Consider the following 15,926-nt stretch of genomic DNA (forward strand, 5'->3'; position numbering starts at 1 on the left):
GCGCTCCCGCGACGACCCCAAATCAACCGATATCAGTCGCCGAAATCTTGATGCCGAACCCCTCGAGACCGACGTAATGCCGCTCGCGTGTCGTCATCAGCTTGATGGAGCTGATACCGAGGTCTTTCAGGATTTGCGCGCCGAGGCCGATTTCCAGCCATTCGTTTTCGCGCGAACGGGCCTGCGCATGCGCCTCGTCGGGATCACGCGCCTTGCGACGTCCGGCCACCTGGCCGACGCCGACCGAGCCTTCACGCAGATAGACGATGACGCCGCGGCCTTCTTCGGCGATCTTCTGCATATAATGCCGCACCGGCTGGCGGTCGCCGAACACATCGTCGGCGACATTTTCCGGGTGCAGGCGCACGGGAATGTCGATGCCGTCGCGGATATCGCCGAAAATCACCGCCATATGCTGCATCGGATCCCAGGGCAGGGAATAGGTCTGCGCCTTGGCCGGTCCGAAGGGAGTCTCGATGGTGAAGGAGGATTCCATCTCCACCAGCGTTTCCTTGCGCTGGCGATAAGCGATGAGATCGGCGACCGAAACGTGCTTCATGCCGTGTTTTTCGGCGAAATCCAGCACCTGCGGTCCGCGCATCACCGTGCCGTCGTCATTCACCAGCTCGCTGATGACGCCGATGGGCGGCAGGCCGGCGAGCCGGCAGAGATCGACCGCCGCTTCGGTATGGCCGGAGCGCATCAATACGCCGCCCTCGCGGGAAATCAGCGGGAAGATGTGGCCCGGCCGGGTGAAATCGGAGGCACCAACATTGGGATTGGCAAGGTTGCGCACCGTGAGCGTGCGGTCATCGGCGGAAATGCCTGTCGTGGTGCCGTGCTTGAAGTCGACGCTGACGGTGAAGGCCGTGGTATGCGCGCTGTCATTTTCCGCCACCATGGCGTTGAGGTTCAGCCGCTTGGCTTCCTCGCGCGGCATGGGCGCACAGACGATGCCGGAGGTGTGGCGCACGATCAGCGCCATTTTCTCCGGCGTGCAGTGAACCGCCGAAATGATCAGATCGCCTTCGTTCTCACGGTCGTCATCATCGGTCACGACAACGATTTCACCGGCTTCGAAAGCGCGGATGGCGTCCACGACGCGTTTCTGGTCATAGGCCATGGCGATATCCCCTCACTTCAAACGGCCGGTCTGGCCGCGATCCCTCAGATAATGGTCGGCAACGGTGCAGGCGATCATCGCTTCGCCGATAGGCACGGCGCGGATGCCGACGCAGGGGTCGTGGCGGCCCTTGGTGCGCACATCCACGTTGTTGCCGTCGGTATCGATGGAAAGCCGCTCCGTCAGAATGGAGGAGGTGGGCTTGATGGCGAAGCGGGCGATGACAGGCTCGCCGGTCGCGATGCCGCCCAGAATGCCGCCGGCATGGTTGGAGAGGAAGATCGGCTTGCCGTCATTGCCCATGCGCATCTCATCGGCATTTTCCTCGCCGGAAAGCTCGGCGGAGGCGAAACCTTCGCCGATCTCCACGCCCTTGACGGCGTTGATCGACATCAGGCTGGAGGCGATATCCTGATCGAGCTTGGCATAGATCGGCGCGCCGATGCCGGCCGGAACCCCTTCCGCCACCACTTCGACGACGGCCCCGATGGAGGAGCCGGCCTTGCGGATGCCGTCGAGATACTCTTCCCACACCGGCACCATGGCGGCATCGGGGCAGAAGAACGGGTTCCGGTCGACCTGATCCCAGTCCCAGTTGTCGCGGTTGATTTTGTGCTTGCCGATCTGCACCAGCGCGCCGCGCACATTGAGGCTCGGCACCACCTTGCGGGCAATCGCACCGGCGGCGACACGCGCCGCCGTCTCACGCGCGGAAGAACGTCCGCCGCCGCGATAGTCGCGAATGCCGTATTTCAGGTCATAGGTGAAATCCGCATGGCCGGGTCGGAAACGCTTGGCGATCTCGCCGTAGTCCTTGGAGCGCTGGTCGGTATTTTCGATCAGCATGGAAATCGGCGTGCCGGTGGTTATCATCGTCTCGCCGTCCTCATCCAGCATCACGCCGGAGAGAACCTTGACGATGTCATCCTCGCGGCGCTGGGTCACGAAACGGCTTTGGCCCGGTTTGCGTTTGTCCATCCAGTGCTGCACCTCGGCAAGGGTGAAGCGAATGCCGGGCGGGCAGCCATCCACCACGCAGCCAAGTGCAGGCCCGTGGCTTTCTCCCCAGGTGGTAACGCGGAAAAGATGACCGAAACTGTTATGCGACATATTTTCAAAACCGGAAAACAGGGCGCCTGCGGTGAGCGCCGTTTAAAACAAGCGGATTTGTCTTAGTGGAAAATCCGGGCAAGGCAAAAGCCTTTCTTTCGCTGCGGCGGTATAAGTGCAGGACACGGCGTCCTGGCTGGAGACCCGCATGTCCGTGCCCTCATTTCTGGGACAGCATGGGGATGAGGGCAATGGGGCGATTCGCGCCCGCCAGAGACGTTTTTCGAAATGACGAAAATGTAAAAGCGCCGTGGTTTTCCACGTTAATCCGGAGTTTTCCAATATTGCCGGGAAATGCGGTGTAAAAATCACTAACGGCTTGAACACGATCCCAAATCCGTTCATCAATTGGGCCGAAAATGTCATGGTTGCGGGCAATTTCCGCCACATTCGAAAGGCAATTCTTCATGCATGTAAGGTTTTCACGCAAATCCACGAAAGCTAGATCGATGCGTATGATGATTGCCGCCCTTCTGGCCACCGCCAACCTCCTGATGCCCATCAACGGCTACGCCCAGAGCGTCGACGTGGAAGGCACGATCAGCAAGATCGATGCGAATGGGCTGAGCATTACGCTCAACGACGGCAAGACCTATCGCGTGCCGGAAGAGTTCAATTTCGAAGGTCTGAAAGCGGGCGTGAAGGTCGTTGTTTTCTACACGGAAGTGGACGGGAAACGCGTGGTCGACGATCTTCAGGTCGTGCAGTAAGCACCAGCCCCTCAGGCCAAAACCTCCGTTGTGAAACGAGCGGATGCCTCTTGTTTCTTCCCCGTCGGGGAGAAGTCCGCGGCAGCGGGATGAGGGGGCCAGGGTGCGGTCTATAGTTATAGTTGCCCCCTCATCCGACCCTTCGGGCCACCTTCTCCCCGGCGGGGAGAAGAAATACGCGGCGGCCTTTGCGCCAAATATACGGGCTGCTCGAGTAGGACGATGCAGAGGGTTATGCCCTGCGCCTCACCAAATCCACTCCGCGCTGTTCCTGTCGATCTCGACCTTCAAAATCCGGTCCTGCGGAATTTGCGTCCTTGACGCCTCGTCCTTGTCCATGCCGGAGACCAGCCGGAAGATCGAGCGGATGACGCCGCCGTGGCAGACGCATATCGTCGGAACCTCGACGGAGGAAAGCCATGCGCCGATGCGCCAGGAGAGGATTTCATAGCTTTCGGCATCCTGGCCGGGGGGAATGAAATCCCACTTGTTGGCCTTGCGCGCCTTCACCCGGTCCGGGAACTCTTTTTTCAGCTCCGGCAGGGTTTGCCCTTCCCAGTCGCCGAACGAAACTTCGATCAGGCGATCGTCGGTTCGATAGGCCTTGGGATCGAGGCCCATCGCGCCGCGCATCAGTTCCATGGTCTCGCGCGTGCGCCCGAGCGGGCTTGCCACGTAGTCGAAATCCGTGGCCTGTTCCCCCAGCAGCTGCGCAAGCAGTTTGCCGTTACCGACCGCCTGCTGGCGGCCGAAATCGTTGAGCGGAATGTCTTTCTGGCCCTGAAGCCGGCGTATCGCATTCCAGTCCGTTTGTCCGTGCCGGATCACATAGACGAGCAAGGCGATACCCCGTTCTTCACACTTTTCAGGCTTAGTCCTTCACCACCGAAATGTCAGGCGCATCCACCGCCTTCATGCCGATGGTGTGGTAACCGGAATCGACATGGTGGATTTCGCCGGTCACGCCGGTCGAAAGGTCGGACAGCAGGTAAAGCGCCGACTTGCCGACTTCCTCGATGGAAACGGTGCGCTTCAGCGGCGCATTATATTCGTTCCACTTCAGAATATAGCGGAAGTCGCCGATGCCGGAAGCTGCAAGCGTCTTGATCGGGCCAGCGGAAACGGCGTTGACGCGGATGCCGCGATTGCCGAGGTCGACGGCGAGATAACGCACGCTGGCCTCGAGAGCAGCCTTGGCCACGCCCATGACGTTATAGTTCGGCATGACCTTTTCGGCGCCGTAGTAGGTCAGCGTGATGATCGAGCCGCCGTCGTTCATGACCGGCTCGGCGCGCTTGGCAACGGCGGCCAGCGAGAAGACGGAAATGTCCATGGTGCGGTTGAAATTGTCGCGGCTGGTATCGAGGTAACGGCCGGTCAGCTCATCCTTGTCGGAAAAGGCGATGGCGTGCACGACGAAGTCGATCTTGCCCCAGTGCTTTTCCAGCCCGGCAAAAACCGCATCGATCGTCTCGAGATCGGTCACATCGCAGTGACCGGCCATGAAGGCGCCCAGTTCCTGCGCCAGCGGCTCGACACGCTTCTTCAGCGCGTCGCCCTGCCAGGTCAGCGCAACTTCCGCGCCCGCGTCGGCACAGGCCTTGGCGATGCCCCAAGCGATGGAACGATTATTGGCGACACCCATGATGAGGCCGCGTTTGCCAGCCATGAGGCCGGATGCCTGAGCCATTTTATGCTCCCTAGTACTTTTGATCGGTCCTGCCTATGGCATAGGCTGCAATCCTGTTCAAGATTGCCAAAGATCATCAACTGTTAGGGAGCGTAACAAAGGGTGCGTTGTCCCGGCTATTCGCAAAACTTTCACAAATAAAGGCCTTCGCGCATGTGCCGCATCAGGTCGGTCACCTTTTCATCCGGCTTTTCCAAGAGAACGATGCGCAATTCGATGACGAGATCGCCCTGTCCGCCCTTGCCGTCGGCGAGGCCCTTGCCGGTAAGCCTCAGCACACGGTCGGAGCCGGACCAGGCCGGAATGGTGATGTTTTCCTCACCGAGCGGTGTCCTGACTTTCGTTTCACACCCCAGAACCGCGTCGCTGAGCGATATCGGCAGCGTCGTGTGAATATCGAAGCCACGAAGGGAAAAGGCGTCGTCACGGGCGGTCAGCAATGTCACGGCAAGGTCGCCGCGCGCCATGTTGGGAAGCTTCAGACCCTGTCCCTTCAGCCGCACCACGTGTCCGTCGGTCATGCCGGCTTCGAGCTGGAAGCGAACCTCGCGTTCGTCGGCAAGCGACACGGTCACCCACTTGTGTTCCAGCAGATCGGCGACCGTGACGGTGGCCTCCGCAGTGATGTCCGGCGCTTTTTCGGGAGCCGGCTGCTGCGTGCGGAAACGGCGCACGAGAGCGCTGAAAAGATTGGCGGCGAGCGATGCGGGCGCTGTCCTGTCATCGCCGGCGCTGGGCTGCGCGGTCTCGCCGGCACCCGGAATATCGCTTTTTGCAGCGCCCGCGGCAGCCTTTGCCGCTTCGGCCGCCTGCTGCACCTTGGGATCGTTCTGTGCTTCCGCGCCAAAAATCCGTTCGACGATATCTTCGGCGGTTTCCGCCTTGGCGTCGGTTTTCTGGTCGGTCTGCGCCCGGTTGCGGGCGTCGGCGCGGGCAAGCTCCTCCATCAGCTTTTCGGCGGCCTTGGCGCGCTCGGCAGCCTCTCGCGCGGCCTCCCGCTGCTGCATGATGGTTTCGCCGCGCTGCTTCTTTTCGGCCGCCCTGCGGGCCTGATCGTAGAGATCGCGCTTTTTCGGGTCTTTGAGAAGATCGTATGCCTGCCCGATCTCGGCGAATCGCGCCGAGGCGTCGGGATCGTCGCGATTGGCGTCCGGATGGACGGTTTTCGCCTTCGTGCGCCAGGCGGCCTTGATTTCCTCGTGGCGGGCGTCACGTTTTACGCCGAGGATCGAATATGGATCGCGCATGCGAAACACCAGTTACGTTGGCTCAGGCGCTGCCGCCCTTCATGGCGCAATCCTGAAACTAACCCCTCCGAAAAGGGATGCCCGCGATCATTCGCCTGCACGCCCTCGGTTTAATCAACGTCGACTGTTGCAATAAGTTGCTAATCACTCCTTTACGGAGGAAGCGCGCCGCACCCGGGCCGGCTCTATTCCATATTTAAGGGTAAACAGATTATTTCTGCTCGAAGCGGGTCAGCAGCCATTCGCCGGTTTCCGACAGGCAGGCCTGTCCCGAATAGCTCGCAACGCCCTCGAAGGAGTGGCGCGTCGTCCTGAAATCGCGGCAGACGAAGCCGCTGGATTTGTCTTCGTGAATGGCGGTGACGACGCCGGCGCTGCCGGTGGCGGCATTGGCCCAGGGCAGCGGCTGGTCGGCGAGCTTGGCGAGATCGGCCGACGTCACCGCATTGCGGATCGTCGCATCGTCCGTCTGCGGCGCATTGTTCGGCTGGTTGGGAATGGAGGCCGTGGAAAGCGAGCGGTCGACCTTGTCGCCGCCGAACAGGTCGAGGCTGACGCAGCCGCTCAGCACCACAAGCATTGACACGACGGCGGAAACTTCCGCTACCGACGAAAGGAGGCTCTTTGTTCGACTGTTCGACTTTGCTATGACGGTCACCATCTTTCACCAGAGATCATCTCTGGGGTCCAAATCAGCTCGGGAGCATTTTAGTCAATATGTCGGAAACGGGGTTAACATCCAGTGACTTCACGGAAGAAAATGAACCGTTCACGCTTTTTGCCGAATGGCTGAAGGATGCGACGGCTTCCGAAATCAACGATCCGAACGCGGTAGCCCTTGCCACCGTGGACGAAAATGGCCTGCCGAATGTGCGAATGGTGCTGCTGAAAGGCGTCGACGACCGCGGCTTTGTTTTCTACACGAATTTCGAAAGCCAGAAGGGCCAGGAGATCCTCGGCCAGAAAAAAGCGGCCATGTGTTTCCACTGGAAAAGCCTGCGGCGACAGGTGCGCCTGCGCGGTGAGGTGGAGATCGTCAGCGACGAGGAGGCGGATGCCTATTACGCCTCGCGCCCGCGCGGCAGCCGCATCGGCGCCTGGGCTTCCAAGCAGTCTCGGCCGCTGGAAGGCCGTTTCGCGCTGGAAAAGGCGGTGGCGGAATATACCGCCAGATATGCCATCGGCGATATTCCGCGTCCGTCCTACTGGTCGGGTTTCCGCATCCGCCCCGTCAGCATCGAATTCTGGCACGACCGCAAGTTCCGCCTGCATGACCGCATCGAATTCCGCCGCGAGACGCCTGACGGTGCATGGTCCAAGGTCCGCATGTATCCGTAAGGGCGGTCAGGGCAGGCCATTTACGGCCTGCCTATTTCAGCAGCGAATCGAACAGCGGCAGTCCGATGACGGCGGAGATGGCGATCAGCCCATAGCAGATGCGCCGGAACGCCGCCTCGTCGGCAAGCCCGTGCAGACGCGCGCCGGCATAAAGCCCGGCCCCGTAAAAGGGCAGGGCGAGCAGGAAAAAGACGAAGACATCGGCGGTGAACAGGCCACTGACAAAATAGCTGCCGGTGGAGATCACGGTCGAGATCGCGAAATATAAGATGACATTGGCGCGCACAAAGGCGCCTTTGAGGGCGCCGCCGAGCCAATAGGCGACGACCGGCGGACCGCCCAGTTGCGCAGCCCCCGAAAACAGCCCGGCCAGAAACCCGGTGAAGAGGGTCAGCGGCGTCTTCGGCCGGCCGCTGTAACGCCAGCCGGAAAGCAGAAACAACAGCAGCATCACGACCACGGCGGAGATGATCCAGCGCAGCGTCAGCGGATCGCCGTTGGAAAGCAGCATGGTTCCAAGCGGCACGCCGACAAAGGCGCCGGCCGCCATGATGAAGACTTCGCGCCGGTCCGCCATGCGCCATGCGGGCGGTATCATGCCGAGCGTCAGCACGGCGTCCACCACCAGCAGCACTGCCGAGGCGACACGCGGCCCAACGATGACGCTTGCGAGCGGGATGAAGATGAGCGCCGCACCGAAACCGGAAAAGCCGCGGGCAAGGCCGGCGAGAAAGGCGGCGCCCGCAAACATGGCGAGCAGCGTCGGACTATGCGCGGTGATGAGGGACGAGAAAAAGTCGAGGTGGGACATGGGCGATGGCACGGTTGTTCGAATATCTTTTCTCTATCCCGCTTGCATGCACATGTCGCGGAAATTTCCGTTCATGGCTGCGTGACGCCCTGACGGGTCGACGCCGTCAGAGAATCATGGTTAGAGTTGTAGCGCATGAACAAAGGATGAACAAATGTTTGCTGACATGATGCCTCGGTTTGAAGAGGCCTCGCAAAAATATGCCGCTGAAAACGGAATATTCCGCGACCCGGACTGGTACATGCTGAAGCTTCAGGAAGAGGTTGGCGAGGTCACACAGGCCTGGAATCGGCTGACAGGACGGGGGCGCATCAAGGGCCGGAGCAAAGAGGATATGAAGCGGGATCTGGCCGACGAAACCGCCGATCTGCTCGGCCATGTGCTGTTGCTGGCCCATTATAACGGTCTCGATATTGAAGGAGCGATCGAGCGTAAGTGGCGTTTCAAGCCGGGGGCGTGACACGTTATGAAAGCACCAGAGTAAGGAACAGAGCTGTGAGCACGGCAGCCACCGGTGTCATCACCAGTCGTTCTGCGCGGCTTTTCGACATCGCATTCAATCCGACGCTCACGGCGAGGTAGCATGTGATGATCCAGAGAGTGGGCTCGATCCAGCCTTCCGGCCAGATTGTTGTCCAACCAGCGCTTTGCGCCACAAAGGATACGACAAGGGCGTATATCGCAAGGGCTGAGACGCTTGCAGTCCTTTGTCTGACAGGCAAGACACGATGATGCCCTCCCCAGGCAAAGTGGCCGAGCGGCGCGCCTGCGGCAAGCGCAATCTGAAATGCAGAAAGGACGAGCAGTATCAGCGTTGCGATGAGAGCAGGGAGGTCGACCATAGGGGTTTCTTTATCTCCAGCGGCGGCTGTCTTACAGATCGTTTATATGAAACCAGTTGCTTTGCTTTAAAACAAAGATGAATTTTATATGGCCTATGAAGTGATGCACGGAAAAGCAAATGTTTGATTTTAACTGGCTGGAGCAGCGTGCGAAAGAATTGACTGACACTGGCAACGTTGTGGACGCGATAAAAATATACTTATTTATGGCTGATGGAGATCCGTCTCTCGATGGCGGATATTTAGGCGAAAAGCTTGGGGAGTGCTACGAGCAGAGCGGAGATTTGCACGCAGCCAGATATTGGTATGGACGAGCCGTAGAGGAAAATCCAGAGATAAGGATATCGGCTTTGGAAGGTCTAAGAACGCTTCAACACGTCGGTATAAATGATTTGGTGTAAAGGAAACGTGAAAGACCTCTCATATGATACGTCTCATCTAACTAACGGCAAATTCAGGCGGATGATCCATCTCCTAGATTCGGAACATGGATCAGTTCACTGAGTTTTTCCTTTCTTGATGCCGCTCAGCAGAAGGCCTGCCACCGCATGAAGGTCGCTTGCAACGGCAATGCACTTCTCCCGCATTTCCTCGGTCGGCGGCGCTACATCCGGCACCATGATCGTCATCATGCCCGCCGATGTTGCGGAGCGCACGCCTGAGTACGAATCCTCCAGCGCAAGGCAGCGGCCCGGATCGAGGGAAAGCCGTCGGGCTGCGGTGAGATAGGGCATGGGTGCGGGTTTCGGTTCGGTATAGTCGCCGCGTGCGACGATGGTGTCGAAACGTCTGAGAAGATCGTGGGGGCCGAGATGGCGCGTCACCGAATCGTGCCGTGACGAGGTGGCGATGGCGCGGCGGATATCGAGCCGGTCGAGAAGATCGAGAATGTCGACGACGCCCGGCTTCAGCGCCACGCCTTCCGCCATCATCACGCCGAGATGCCGGAGCCAGGCGTCGCGGAAGCTGTCGATCGGAAAATCCGCGCCGTAATCAGCAAAGATGGTGCCGGTGATGACGTCCCACGGGCTGCCGCAGACCTTCTGATAGGTCTCGACCTTCATTCCGTGGCCGCCTTCATCCGAGGCAGCCAGAAATGAATCGCGATAGAGCCTCTCGCTCTCGATCAGCAATCCGTCCATGTCGAAAACCACGGCCTGCGGAAGAAAAGGCAGCATGACTTAACCGAACCGGAAGGGGCGTTCGCCGAGGCTCTCGAACGGACGGATGAGATAACCGTCCGGATCGGCGACGATGAATTGCCGGTTGCCCACTTCGACCGTGCCGCGCCTGTACCATTTTTCCTCCAGCGGCATGACGAGGTCGATGGAGGATCGCTCCAGCCGGGAGAGAATGGGTTGCAGGGAAGGGACGGCGAGTTGCAGGTTCATGCCGCGGCCGAGCGGAAATTGGAGCGCGGCATTGTCCGTCACGAATGTCCGGGTAGCACCAATCTGGTCGATCATCAGCTGGGCATCCCCCAGCGCCAGATAGGTGAAACCCTCCTCGGGGCGCTCATAGACCACATGAAAACCGATCAGGTCGCAATAAAAGGCGCGGCTTTTCTGCCAGTCGCTGACGGCAAGTTCAGGAACGAGGGCATTTCGTATGATGGTCATGGTCTCCTTTGCCGCGCAGGCCCGGGGTGGGAGGAGGGGCCTGCCATGAGGGATGATCTTACCGTCTTCCCGGCCGCATGCCAGAGGAAACCTCATCATGGCTGCCATGTGCGGGATTATGGGCTGACAGGATGGCGAGAGGCTCAGTGCGGTTGCGACTCTTTCTGCCGTCATTCCGGCTCAAGGCCGGAATGACGGACCGGGTATAGGGTGCCACGTCGTTTTGTCCGCGTTATCGACTCAACTGAGTGCAATCACCCGAAAACCACCGCCTACGCCTTCGTACCGCCGACGGTGATCTGGTCCATGCGCAGATGCGGCTGGCCGACGCCGACCGGCACCCATTGTCCGGCCTTGCCGCAATTGCCGATGCCGGTATCGAGCTTGGAATCGTTGCCGATCATCGACACGCGCTTCATCGCATCCGGCCCGTTGCCGATCAGCATCGCGCCCTTTACCGGCGCGCCTATCCTGCCGTTTTCGATGAGGTAGGCCTCGGTGCAGCCGAACACGAATTTGCCGGAGGTGATATCCACCTGGCCGCCGCCGAAGGAGACGGCATAGATGCCCTTCTTCACGGAAGCGATGATTTCTTCCGGCGTCTTGTCGCCTGATAGCATATAGGTATTGGTCATGCGCGGCATCGGCACATAGGCGTAGCCCTGCCGGCGGCCGTTGCCGGTGGGCTTGGCGCCCATCAGCCGGGCGTTCTGCCGGTCCTGCATGTAACCGACCAGCCTGCCGTTCTCGATCAGCACATTATAGCCGGAAGGCGTACCTTCATCGTCGATCGTCAGAGAGCCGCGGCGGCTGTCGATGGTGCCGTCATCCACCACGGTCACGCCGGGGGCGGCGACCATTTCGCCCATCAGGCCGGCGAAGGCCGAGGTTTTCTTGCGGTTGAAATCGCCTTCCAGACCGTGGCCCACCGCCTCGTGCAGCATCACACCCGGCCAGCCGGAGCCGAGCACCACATCCATGGTGCCGGCCGGCGCATCGATCGCGGTGAGGTTGACGAGCGCTTGGCGCAACGCTTCATCCGCACCGCGCTGCCAGTTTTCCGTGGTGATGAAATCGCTGAAGCCGACCCGGCCGCCAATACCGTAGGAACCGCTTTCCTGCCGGTCGCCTTCGCCCGCCACGACGGAAACATTGATGCGGGTCATCGGCCGGATATCGCTGACGCGATGGCCGTCGGCCCGCAGGATGTCCACCACCTGCCAGCTTGCGGAAATGGTCGCCGTCACCTGCCGGACCTTGTCGTCCTTGTCGCGCAGATAGGCGTCGATATCGGTGAGGAGCTTCACCTTTTCCTCGAAGCTCGGGCTGCCGATAGGGTTCTCGTCGCCATAAAGCTTCTTGTTGGTGCGCTGCGGTGCGGCGGCATAGGAGCCGGAATAACCTTTGGTCACCGCGCCTACCGCATCGGAAGCGCGTTTCAGCGCGCCTTGCGACAGCTCGCCCGCATGGGCGTAGCCCACCGTTTCGCCGGCGACGGCGCGCAGGCCAAAACCCTGGTCGGTATTGAAGGAACCGCCTTTCAGCCGGCCATTATCGAAAGTCAGCGATTCGGCCTGGGCATGTTCGATGAAAAGCTCGCCATCGTCAGCGCCGGCGAGCGCCTCGCCGACGAGCTTGCGCAATTGCGTTTCGTCGCAATCGAAGAGTTTTACAAGATCGTCGGTCATGGGAGGCTCCAGTCATTATCGTTCAATGACCGATTTAGGCACTGGAGCGGTCGGACGCAAGGCTGTCCGGCAATGGCAGGCTTTAAGGAAGCGCGTCGTAGCCTTCGGCGAAGCCGGAAAGCTCGATCGGAATACCGACGCGATCCTGATCCACGGCTTCGCGCAGCGCGAAAACCGCATTCTTGCCGGCGCGCAGAACCTTCAGCAGCTCGTCGTCGATATCCACTTCCACATAGCAGCCTTCGGAGAAGCAGCGGGTGAAATAGGCGCGGCCGATATTATTATTGTCGATATAAAGCTCCATGCCATCCTTCAAAAGCACGCCGAGCGGTGCGAGGATACGCAGGATGCGCGACTTGCGGTCGGCCGTCTTCAGCACCACCACCGAAAGCCCAACTTCCGGGCGGTCATCGGCGATCACGTTCTGCATCAGCGCGCATTGTTCTTCGGACGCACCCGCCGGCTTGTCGCAGATGACAGACCATGCTCCGTGCGTCGACTTCGGCGTGCCGGGCGGCTGCTGTTGCGCCAGCGCCGCAGCGGCGGGAGCGATGATGGCAAGACCGGCGGCGGCAAGAAAAGTGCGCGCGAGCGGGGAAAGACGCATGGATACCTCTGGGATTCGAATCAGTGCGGCTATTTTGACGCCATAATCCGGAAAAAAAAGCCTCAGGCCTTCAATTCCAGCGGAGTTGGGCGGAAATAGGACCTGTCTTGCGGTATGGGCGTCTGATTTGCCCGGCGCGACATTCATTATCCGGCGATGAAACTGGCGGCAAAACCGGCTGTGGGAAGGGGCTTTGTCGCATTTGGGCTGTTTGAAACCGCGTTCGGCCGGTCCGGTGAGGCGTGGGGTGAGAGAAAGTCGCCGTGGATTGACCAATGGCAAAATTGGGGCGCATCCGTGTCCCGACGCATATTGCGGCAGAGGACAAACTGTGGTTTGAAGTTAGTACCATAAGCATGGATTCTGCGTCTGTGATTGATCTAGATCAGACGCGTGAGGGAGAGGGTACCGTGACGAATAGGATTTACGCAGCACTGGCGGGGATGACCTGTCTGCTCACGGCTGTCGGCGCCCACGCCGATCAGCCGGTGCATTGGCAAATGGGCATGCAGGAGGCCGCCACGCCGATCATGCACGAAATACGCTGGTTTGAACAATATACGCTCTGGTTCATTGTTCCGGTTACGCTTTTCGTTCTTGCGCTGCTCATCGTCGTCGCCCTGAAATTCCGCGCCGCGAAAAATCCGGTGGCTTCCAAGACCAGCCATAACACGGCGATCGAGGTGGTCTGGACGCTGGCGCCGGTTCTCATTCTCCTGTTCCTTGCCTTCCCGTCGTTCAATCTCCTGAACGCGCAGCTCACGCAGCCGGAAAACCCCGACGTGACGCTGAAGGCGACCGCCACGCAATGGCTGTGGAGCTATGAATATACGGCCGCCGAAGGCGCCGAGCCGGTTTCCTTCGACAGCTACATGCTGAAGGACCAGGATCGCGCCGCCGCGGGCAAGGAAGACAGGGCCCGCTATCCGCGTCTTCTGGCGGTAGACAATGAAATGGTCGTTCCGGTCGGCAAGACCGTTCGCCTGCTCGTCACCGCTGCACCGACGGATGTGATCCATTCCTTCGCCATGCCGGCTTTCGGCGTCAAGATCGACGCCGTTCCCGGCCGCCTGAACGAAACCTGGTTCAAGGCGGAAAAAGAGGGCCTTTATTACGGCCAGTGTTCCGAGCTTTGCGGCAAGGACCATGCCTTCATGCCGATCGCCATTCGGGTGGTTTCCGAACAGCAGTACAACACCTGGCTCACCGCCGCCGCTTCTGACCTGAGCGGTGCGAACCGGGCGCTGATGGCCTCTGTCGATGGCGCTCCGCGCACCGTCGACGTTGCCGCCAACGAAACCAACTGACTCTGGAGTGAGGACAATGGCTGGACCTTCCGCACACGACGATCATCACTCGCATGGTCATTCCGCACATGATGGGCACGATCATTCGCATGATGCGCATCATTCCCATACGCCGGGCTTCTTTGCCCGCTGGTTCCTGTCGACCAACCACAAGGACATCGGCACGCTCTACCTGATCTTCGCGATCATCGCCGGTATCGTCGGCGGCGGGCTTTCCGTCGTCATGCGCATGGAGCTTCAGGAGCCGGGCATCCAGATCTTCCACGGTCTGGCGTCCATGGTTTACGGCTTCGAGGGTGACGCCGCCATCGATGGCGGCAAGCACATGTTCAACGTGTTCACCACCGCGCACGCGCTGATCATGATCTTCTTCATGGTCATGCCGGCGCTGATCGGCGGCTTCGCCAACTGGATGATCCCGATCATGATCGGCGCTCCGGACATGGCTTTCCCGCGCCTGAACAACATCTCCTTCTGGCTGATCGTTCCGGCTTTCATCCTTCTCATTCTCTCGCTCTTCGTCGAGGGCCCTGCGGGCGCCTACGGTGTCGGTGGCGGCTGGACCATGTATCCGCCTCTATCGACCAGCGGCATGCCGGGACCGGCGGTGGATCTGGCGATCTTCGCGCTGCACGTTTCGGGCGCGTCGTCGATCCTCGGTGCGATCAACTTCATTACCACCATCCTCAACATGCGCGCCCCGGGCATGACGTTGCACAAGATGCCGCTCTTCGCCTGGTCGGTCCTCGTCACCGCGTTCCTGCTGCTGCTTTCGCTGCCGGTTCTGGCGGGCGGCATCACCATGCTTCTGACCGACCGCAACTTCGGCACGGCATTCTTCTCGCCGGAAGGCGGCGGTGACCCGATCCTTTACCAGCACCTGTTCTGGTTCTTCGGCCACCCGGAAGTCTACATCCTGATCCTGCCGGGCTTCGGCATCATCAGCCACATCGTCTCCACCTTCTCCAAGAAGCCGGTCTTCGGTTACCTCGGCATGGCCTATGCCATGGTCGCCATCGGCGCCGTCGGCTTCATCGTCTGGGCCCACCACATGTACACGGTCGGCCTGTCGCTCGAAGCGCAGCGTTACTTCGTCTTTGCCACCATGGTCATCGCGGTGCCGACGGGTATCAAGATTTTCTCGTGGATCGCAACCATGTGGGGCGGTTCGCTGACCTTCTCGACCCCGATGGTCTGGGCGATCGGCTTCATCTTCCTGTTCACGGTCGGCGGCGTCACCGGCGTCCAGCTCGCCAATGCCGGTCTCGACCGTTCGCTGCACGACACCTATTACGTGGTGGCGCACTTCCACTACGTTCTGTCGCTCGGCGCGGTCTTCGCGATCTTTGCCGGCTGGTATTACTGGTTCCCGAAGATCACCGGCTACATGTACAGCGAATTCCTCGGCAAGCTGCATTTCTGGGTCATGTTCGTGGGCGTGAACCTGGTGTTCTTCCCGCAGCACTTCCTCGGTCTTGCCGGCATGCCGCGCCGCTACATCGATTATCCCGATGCCTATGCCGGCTGGAACATGGTATCGTCCTACGGTTCCTACATTTCGGCCGTCGGCGTGCTGATCTTCCTCTTCTGCGTCTGGGAAGCCTTCGCAAAGAAGCGGATCGCCGGCAACAATCCCTGGGGTGAAGGTGCGACGACGCTCGAATGGCAGCTGTCTTCGCCGCCGCCCTACCACCAGTGGGAGCAGCTGCCGCGCATTCGCTGATGCGCGGGCCGGAAGGCGTGGGCAGGGCCTGCGAATTCCCGGCGCTGAAAATGAGGGACGGCGCGGTTCGGTCCGTGCCGTTTCCCGAACGGGCAGTCTCTCCTGCCGCGT

19 protein-coding genes are annotated in these 15,926 nt (G+C 60.2%); 6 read left to right on the plus strand and 13 right to left on the minus strand.

The window, feature by feature from the left end; genetic code table 11:
• Window positions 1–22: 22 nt before the first annotated feature.
• From ribB to FGF54_RS27130, 3 genes are all read right to left on the minus strand, one after another.
• On the minus strand, window positions 23–1,123 hold the full coding sequence (ribB, locus tag FGF54_RS02185) for a 3,4-dihydroxy-2-butanone-4-phosphate synthase (protein ID WP_003521085.1): 1,101 nt from the start codon (window positions 1,121–1,123) through the stop codon (window positions 23–25).
• 12 nt (window positions 1,124–1,135) lie between these two features.
• Window positions 1,136–2,233 carry a chorismate synthase gene (gene aroC, locus FGF54_RS02190; protein WP_142778813.1) on the minus strand — a complete coding sequence of 366 codons (1,098 nt, stop codon included), beginning with the start codon at window positions 2,231–2,233 and terminating at the stop codon, window positions 1,136–1,138.
• A gap of 160 nt (window positions 2,234–2,393) precedes the next feature.
• A complete protein-coding gene (locus FGF54_RS27130; protein WP_168207947.1) occupies window positions 2,394–2,642 on the minus strand; it encodes a hypothetical protein in 249 nt (82 codons plus the stop codon).
• Window positions 2,643–2,682: 40 nt separating this feature from the next.
• Between FGF54_RS27130 and FGF54_RS02200 the strand changes: the two genes are divergently transcribed.
• Window positions 2,683–2,943, plus strand: a complete 261-nt coding sequence (locus FGF54_RS02200; RefSeq protein ID WP_003521088.1) for a DUF1344 domain-containing protein — start codon at window positions 2,683–2,685, stop codon at window positions 2,941–2,943.
• A 246-nt stretch (window positions 2,944–3,189) separates the two neighbouring features.
• Here the strand turns inward: FGF54_RS02200 and FGF54_RS02205 are convergent, their stop codons facing one another.
• The 4 genes from FGF54_RS02205 to FGF54_RS02220 all read right to left on the minus strand — a co-directional run bounded on the left by FGF54_RS02205 (window position 3,190) and on the right by FGF54_RS02220 (window position 6,541).
• A complete protein-coding gene (locus tag FGF54_RS02205) occupies window positions 3,190–3,783 on the minus strand; it encodes a histidine phosphatase family protein (RefSeq protein ID WP_065654316.1) in 594 nt (197 codons plus the stop codon).
• A gap of 31 nt (window positions 3,784–3,814) precedes the next feature.
• Window positions 3,815–4,633, minus strand: coding sequence for an enoyl-ACP reductase FabI (gene fabI / locus FGF54_RS02210; RefSeq protein ID WP_003521090.1), 819 nt, complete (start codon window positions 4,631–4,633; stop codon window positions 3,815–3,817).
• Between the two features lie 131 nt (window positions 4,634–4,764).
• Window positions 4,765–5,880 (minus strand): DnaJ C-terminal domain-containing protein, encoded by a 1,116-nt coding sequence (locus FGF54_RS02215; protein ID WP_142778815.1) that lies wholly within the window; start codon window positions 5,878–5,880, stop codon window positions 4,765–4,767.
• A 211-nt stretch (window positions 5,881–6,091) separates the two neighbouring features.
• A complete protein-coding gene (locus FGF54_RS02220) occupies window positions 6,092–6,541 on the minus strand; it encodes an RT0821/Lpp0805 family surface protein (protein ID WP_059760835.1) in 450 nt (149 codons plus the stop codon).
• Window positions 6,542–6,597: 56 nt separating this feature from the next.
• On the opposite strand from FGF54_RS02220, the gene pdxH reads away from it, so the two are divergent.
• A complete protein-coding gene (pdxH, locus tag FGF54_RS02225; RefSeq protein ID WP_078051160.1) occupies window positions 6,598–7,218 on the plus strand; it encodes a pyridoxamine 5'-phosphate oxidase in 621 nt (206 codons plus the stop codon).
• A 31-nt stretch (window positions 7,219–7,249) separates the two neighbouring features.
• On the opposite strand, the gene FGF54_RS02230 is transcribed toward pdxH, so the two are convergent.
• Window positions 7,250–8,029, minus strand: coding sequence for a sulfite exporter TauE/SafE family protein (locus FGF54_RS02230; protein ID WP_168207975.1), 780 nt, complete (start codon window positions 8,027–8,029; stop codon window positions 7,250–7,252).
• 154 nt (window positions 8,030–8,183) lie between these two features.
• Between FGF54_RS02230 and FGF54_RS02235 the strand changes: the two genes are divergently transcribed.
• Entirely contained in the window at window positions 8,184–8,489 is a 306-nt protein-coding gene (locus FGF54_RS02235) for a MazG nucleotide pyrophosphohydrolase domain-containing protein (RefSeq protein WP_142778816.1), read from the plus strand.
• A gap of 4 nt (window positions 8,490–8,493) precedes the next feature.
• Here the strand turns inward: FGF54_RS02235 and FGF54_RS02240 are convergent, their stop codons facing one another.
• Window positions 8,494–8,871: a hypothetical protein gene (locus FGF54_RS02240; protein ID WP_080852560.1), complete on the minus strand. Its 378-nt coding sequence runs from the start codon at window positions 8,869–8,871 to the stop codon at window positions 8,494–8,496.
• Between the two features lie 119 nt (window positions 8,872–8,990).
• Between FGF54_RS02240 and FGF54_RS02245 the strand changes: the two genes are divergently transcribed.
• Window positions 8,991–9,272: a hypothetical protein gene (locus tag FGF54_RS02245; RefSeq protein WP_142778817.1), complete on the plus strand. Its 282-nt coding sequence runs from the start codon at window positions 8,991–8,993 to the stop codon at window positions 9,270–9,272.
• A 96-nt stretch (window positions 9,273–9,368) separates the two neighbouring features.
• Here FGF54_RS02245 and FGF54_RS02250 read toward each other — a convergent pair whose 3' ends face one another.
• The 4 genes from FGF54_RS02250 to FGF54_RS02265 form a co-directional block, all read right to left on the minus strand.
• Window positions 9,369–10,049, minus strand: a complete 681-nt coding sequence (locus tag FGF54_RS02250) for an HAD family phosphatase (protein ID WP_142778818.1) — start codon at window positions 10,047–10,049, stop codon at window positions 9,369–9,371.
• A gap of 3 nt (window positions 10,050–10,052) precedes the next feature.
• The gene (locus tag FGF54_RS02255) at window positions 10,053–10,490 is read right to left on the minus strand and encodes a VOC family protein (RefSeq protein ID WP_142778819.1); all 438 of its coding nucleotides are present in this window, start codon (window positions 10,488–10,490) and stop codon (window positions 10,053–10,055) included.
• Between the two features lie 272 nt (window positions 10,491–10,762).
• Window positions 10,763–12,178, minus strand: a complete 1,416-nt coding sequence (gene tldD / locus FGF54_RS02260; protein WP_127756251.1) for a metalloprotease TldD — start codon at window positions 12,176–12,178, stop codon at window positions 10,763–10,765.
• 82 nt (window positions 12,179–12,260) lie between these two features.
• Window positions 12,261–12,785: an invasion associated locus B family protein gene (locus FGF54_RS02265; RefSeq protein WP_003521101.1), complete on the minus strand. Its 525-nt coding sequence runs from the start codon at window positions 12,783–12,785 to the stop codon at window positions 12,261–12,263.
• A gap of 443 nt (window positions 12,786–13,228) precedes the next feature.
• On the opposite strand from FGF54_RS02265, the gene coxB reads away from it, so the two are divergent.
• Window positions 13,229–14,092 (plus strand): cytochrome c oxidase subunit II, encoded by an 864-nt coding sequence (gene coxB / locus FGF54_RS02270; RefSeq protein ID WP_003521102.1) that lies wholly within the window; start codon window positions 13,229–13,231, stop codon window positions 14,090–14,092.
• A gap of 16 nt (window positions 14,093–14,108) precedes the next feature.
• The gene (gene ctaD / locus FGF54_RS02275) at window positions 14,109–15,815 is read left to right on the plus strand and encodes a cytochrome c oxidase subunit I (RefSeq protein ID WP_020809078.1); all 1,707 of its coding nucleotides are present in this window, start codon (window positions 14,109–14,111) and stop codon (window positions 15,813–15,815) included.
• Window positions 15,816–15,926: the final 111 nt, after the last annotated feature.

This window comes from Agrobacterium sp. T29 (genome assembly GCF_006970545.1).
Taxonomy (GTDB): Bacteria; Pseudomonadota; Alphaproteobacteria; order Rhizobiales; family Rhizobiaceae; genus Agrobacterium; species Agrobacterium leguminum.

Bases quoted from the DNA above. Each gene is read 5' to 3' on its own strand.
- FGF54_RS02245 (WP_142778817.1), top strand. From the start codon at position 8,991: ATGTTTGATTTTAACTGGCTGGAGCAGCGTGCGAAAGAATTGACTGAC.
- pdxH (WP_078051160.1), top strand. From the start codon at position 6,598: ATGTCGGAAACGGGGTTAACATCCAGTGACTTCACGGAAGAAAATGAA.
- FGF54_RS27130 (WP_168207947.1), bottom strand. From the start codon at position 2,642: ATGAAGAATTGCCTTTCGAATGTGGCGGAAATTGCCCGCAACCATGAC.
- FGF54_RS02235 (WP_142778816.1), top strand. From the start codon at position 8,184: ATGTTTGCTGACATGATGCCTCGGTTTGAAGAGGCCTCGCAAAAATAT.
- FGF54_RS02240 (WP_080852560.1), bottom strand. From the start codon at position 8,871: ATGGTCGACCTCCCTGCTCTCATCGCAACGCTGATACTGCTCGTCCTT.
- FGF54_RS02200 (WP_003521088.1), top strand. From the start codon at position 2,683: ATGCGTATGATGATTGCCGCCCTTCTGGCCACCGCCAACCTCCTGATG.
- ribB (WP_003521085.1), bottom strand. From the start codon at position 1,123: ATGGCCTATGACCAGAAACGCGTCGTGGACGCCATCCGCGCTTTCGAA.
- tldD (WP_127756251.1), bottom strand. From the start codon at position 12,178: ATGACCGACGATCTTGTAAAACTCTTCGATTGCGACGAAACGCAATTG.
- ctaD (WP_020809078.1), top strand. From the start codon at position 14,109: ATGGCTGGACCTTCCGCACACGACGATCATCACTCGCATGGTCATTCC.
- FGF54_RS02250 (WP_142778818.1), bottom strand. From the start codon at position 10,049: ATGCTGCCTTTTCTTCCGCAGGCCGTGGTTTTCGACATGGACGGATTG.
- FGF54_RS02230 (WP_168207975.1), bottom strand. From the start codon at position 8,029: ATGTCCCACCTCGACTTTTTCTCGTCCCTCATCACCGCGCATAGTCCG.
- aroC (WP_142778813.1), bottom strand. From the start codon at position 2,233: ATGTCGCATAACAGTTTCGGTCATCTTTTCCGCGTTACCACCTGGGGA.
- coxB (WP_003521102.1), top strand. From the start codon at position 13,229: ATGACCTGTCTGCTCACGGCTGTCGGCGCCCACGCCGATCAGCCGGTG.
- FGF54_RS02265 (WP_003521101.1), bottom strand. From the start codon at position 12,785: ATGCGTCTTTCCCCGCTCGCGCGCACTTTTCTTGCCGCCGCCGGTCTT.
- FGF54_RS02255 (WP_142778819.1), bottom strand. From the start codon at position 10,490: ATGACCATCATACGAAATGCCCTCGTTCCTGAACTTGCCGTCAGCGAC.
- FGF54_RS02220 (WP_059760835.1), bottom strand. From the start codon at position 6,541: ATGGTGACCGTCATAGCAAAGTCGAACAGTCGAACAAAGAGCCTCCTT.
- fabI (WP_003521090.1), bottom strand. From the start codon at position 4,633: ATGGCTCAGGCATCCGGCCTCATGGCTGGCAAACGCGGCCTCATCATG.
- FGF54_RS02215 (WP_142778815.1), bottom strand. From the start codon at position 5,880: ATGCGCGATCCATATTCGATCCTCGGCGTAAAACGTGACGCCCGCCAC.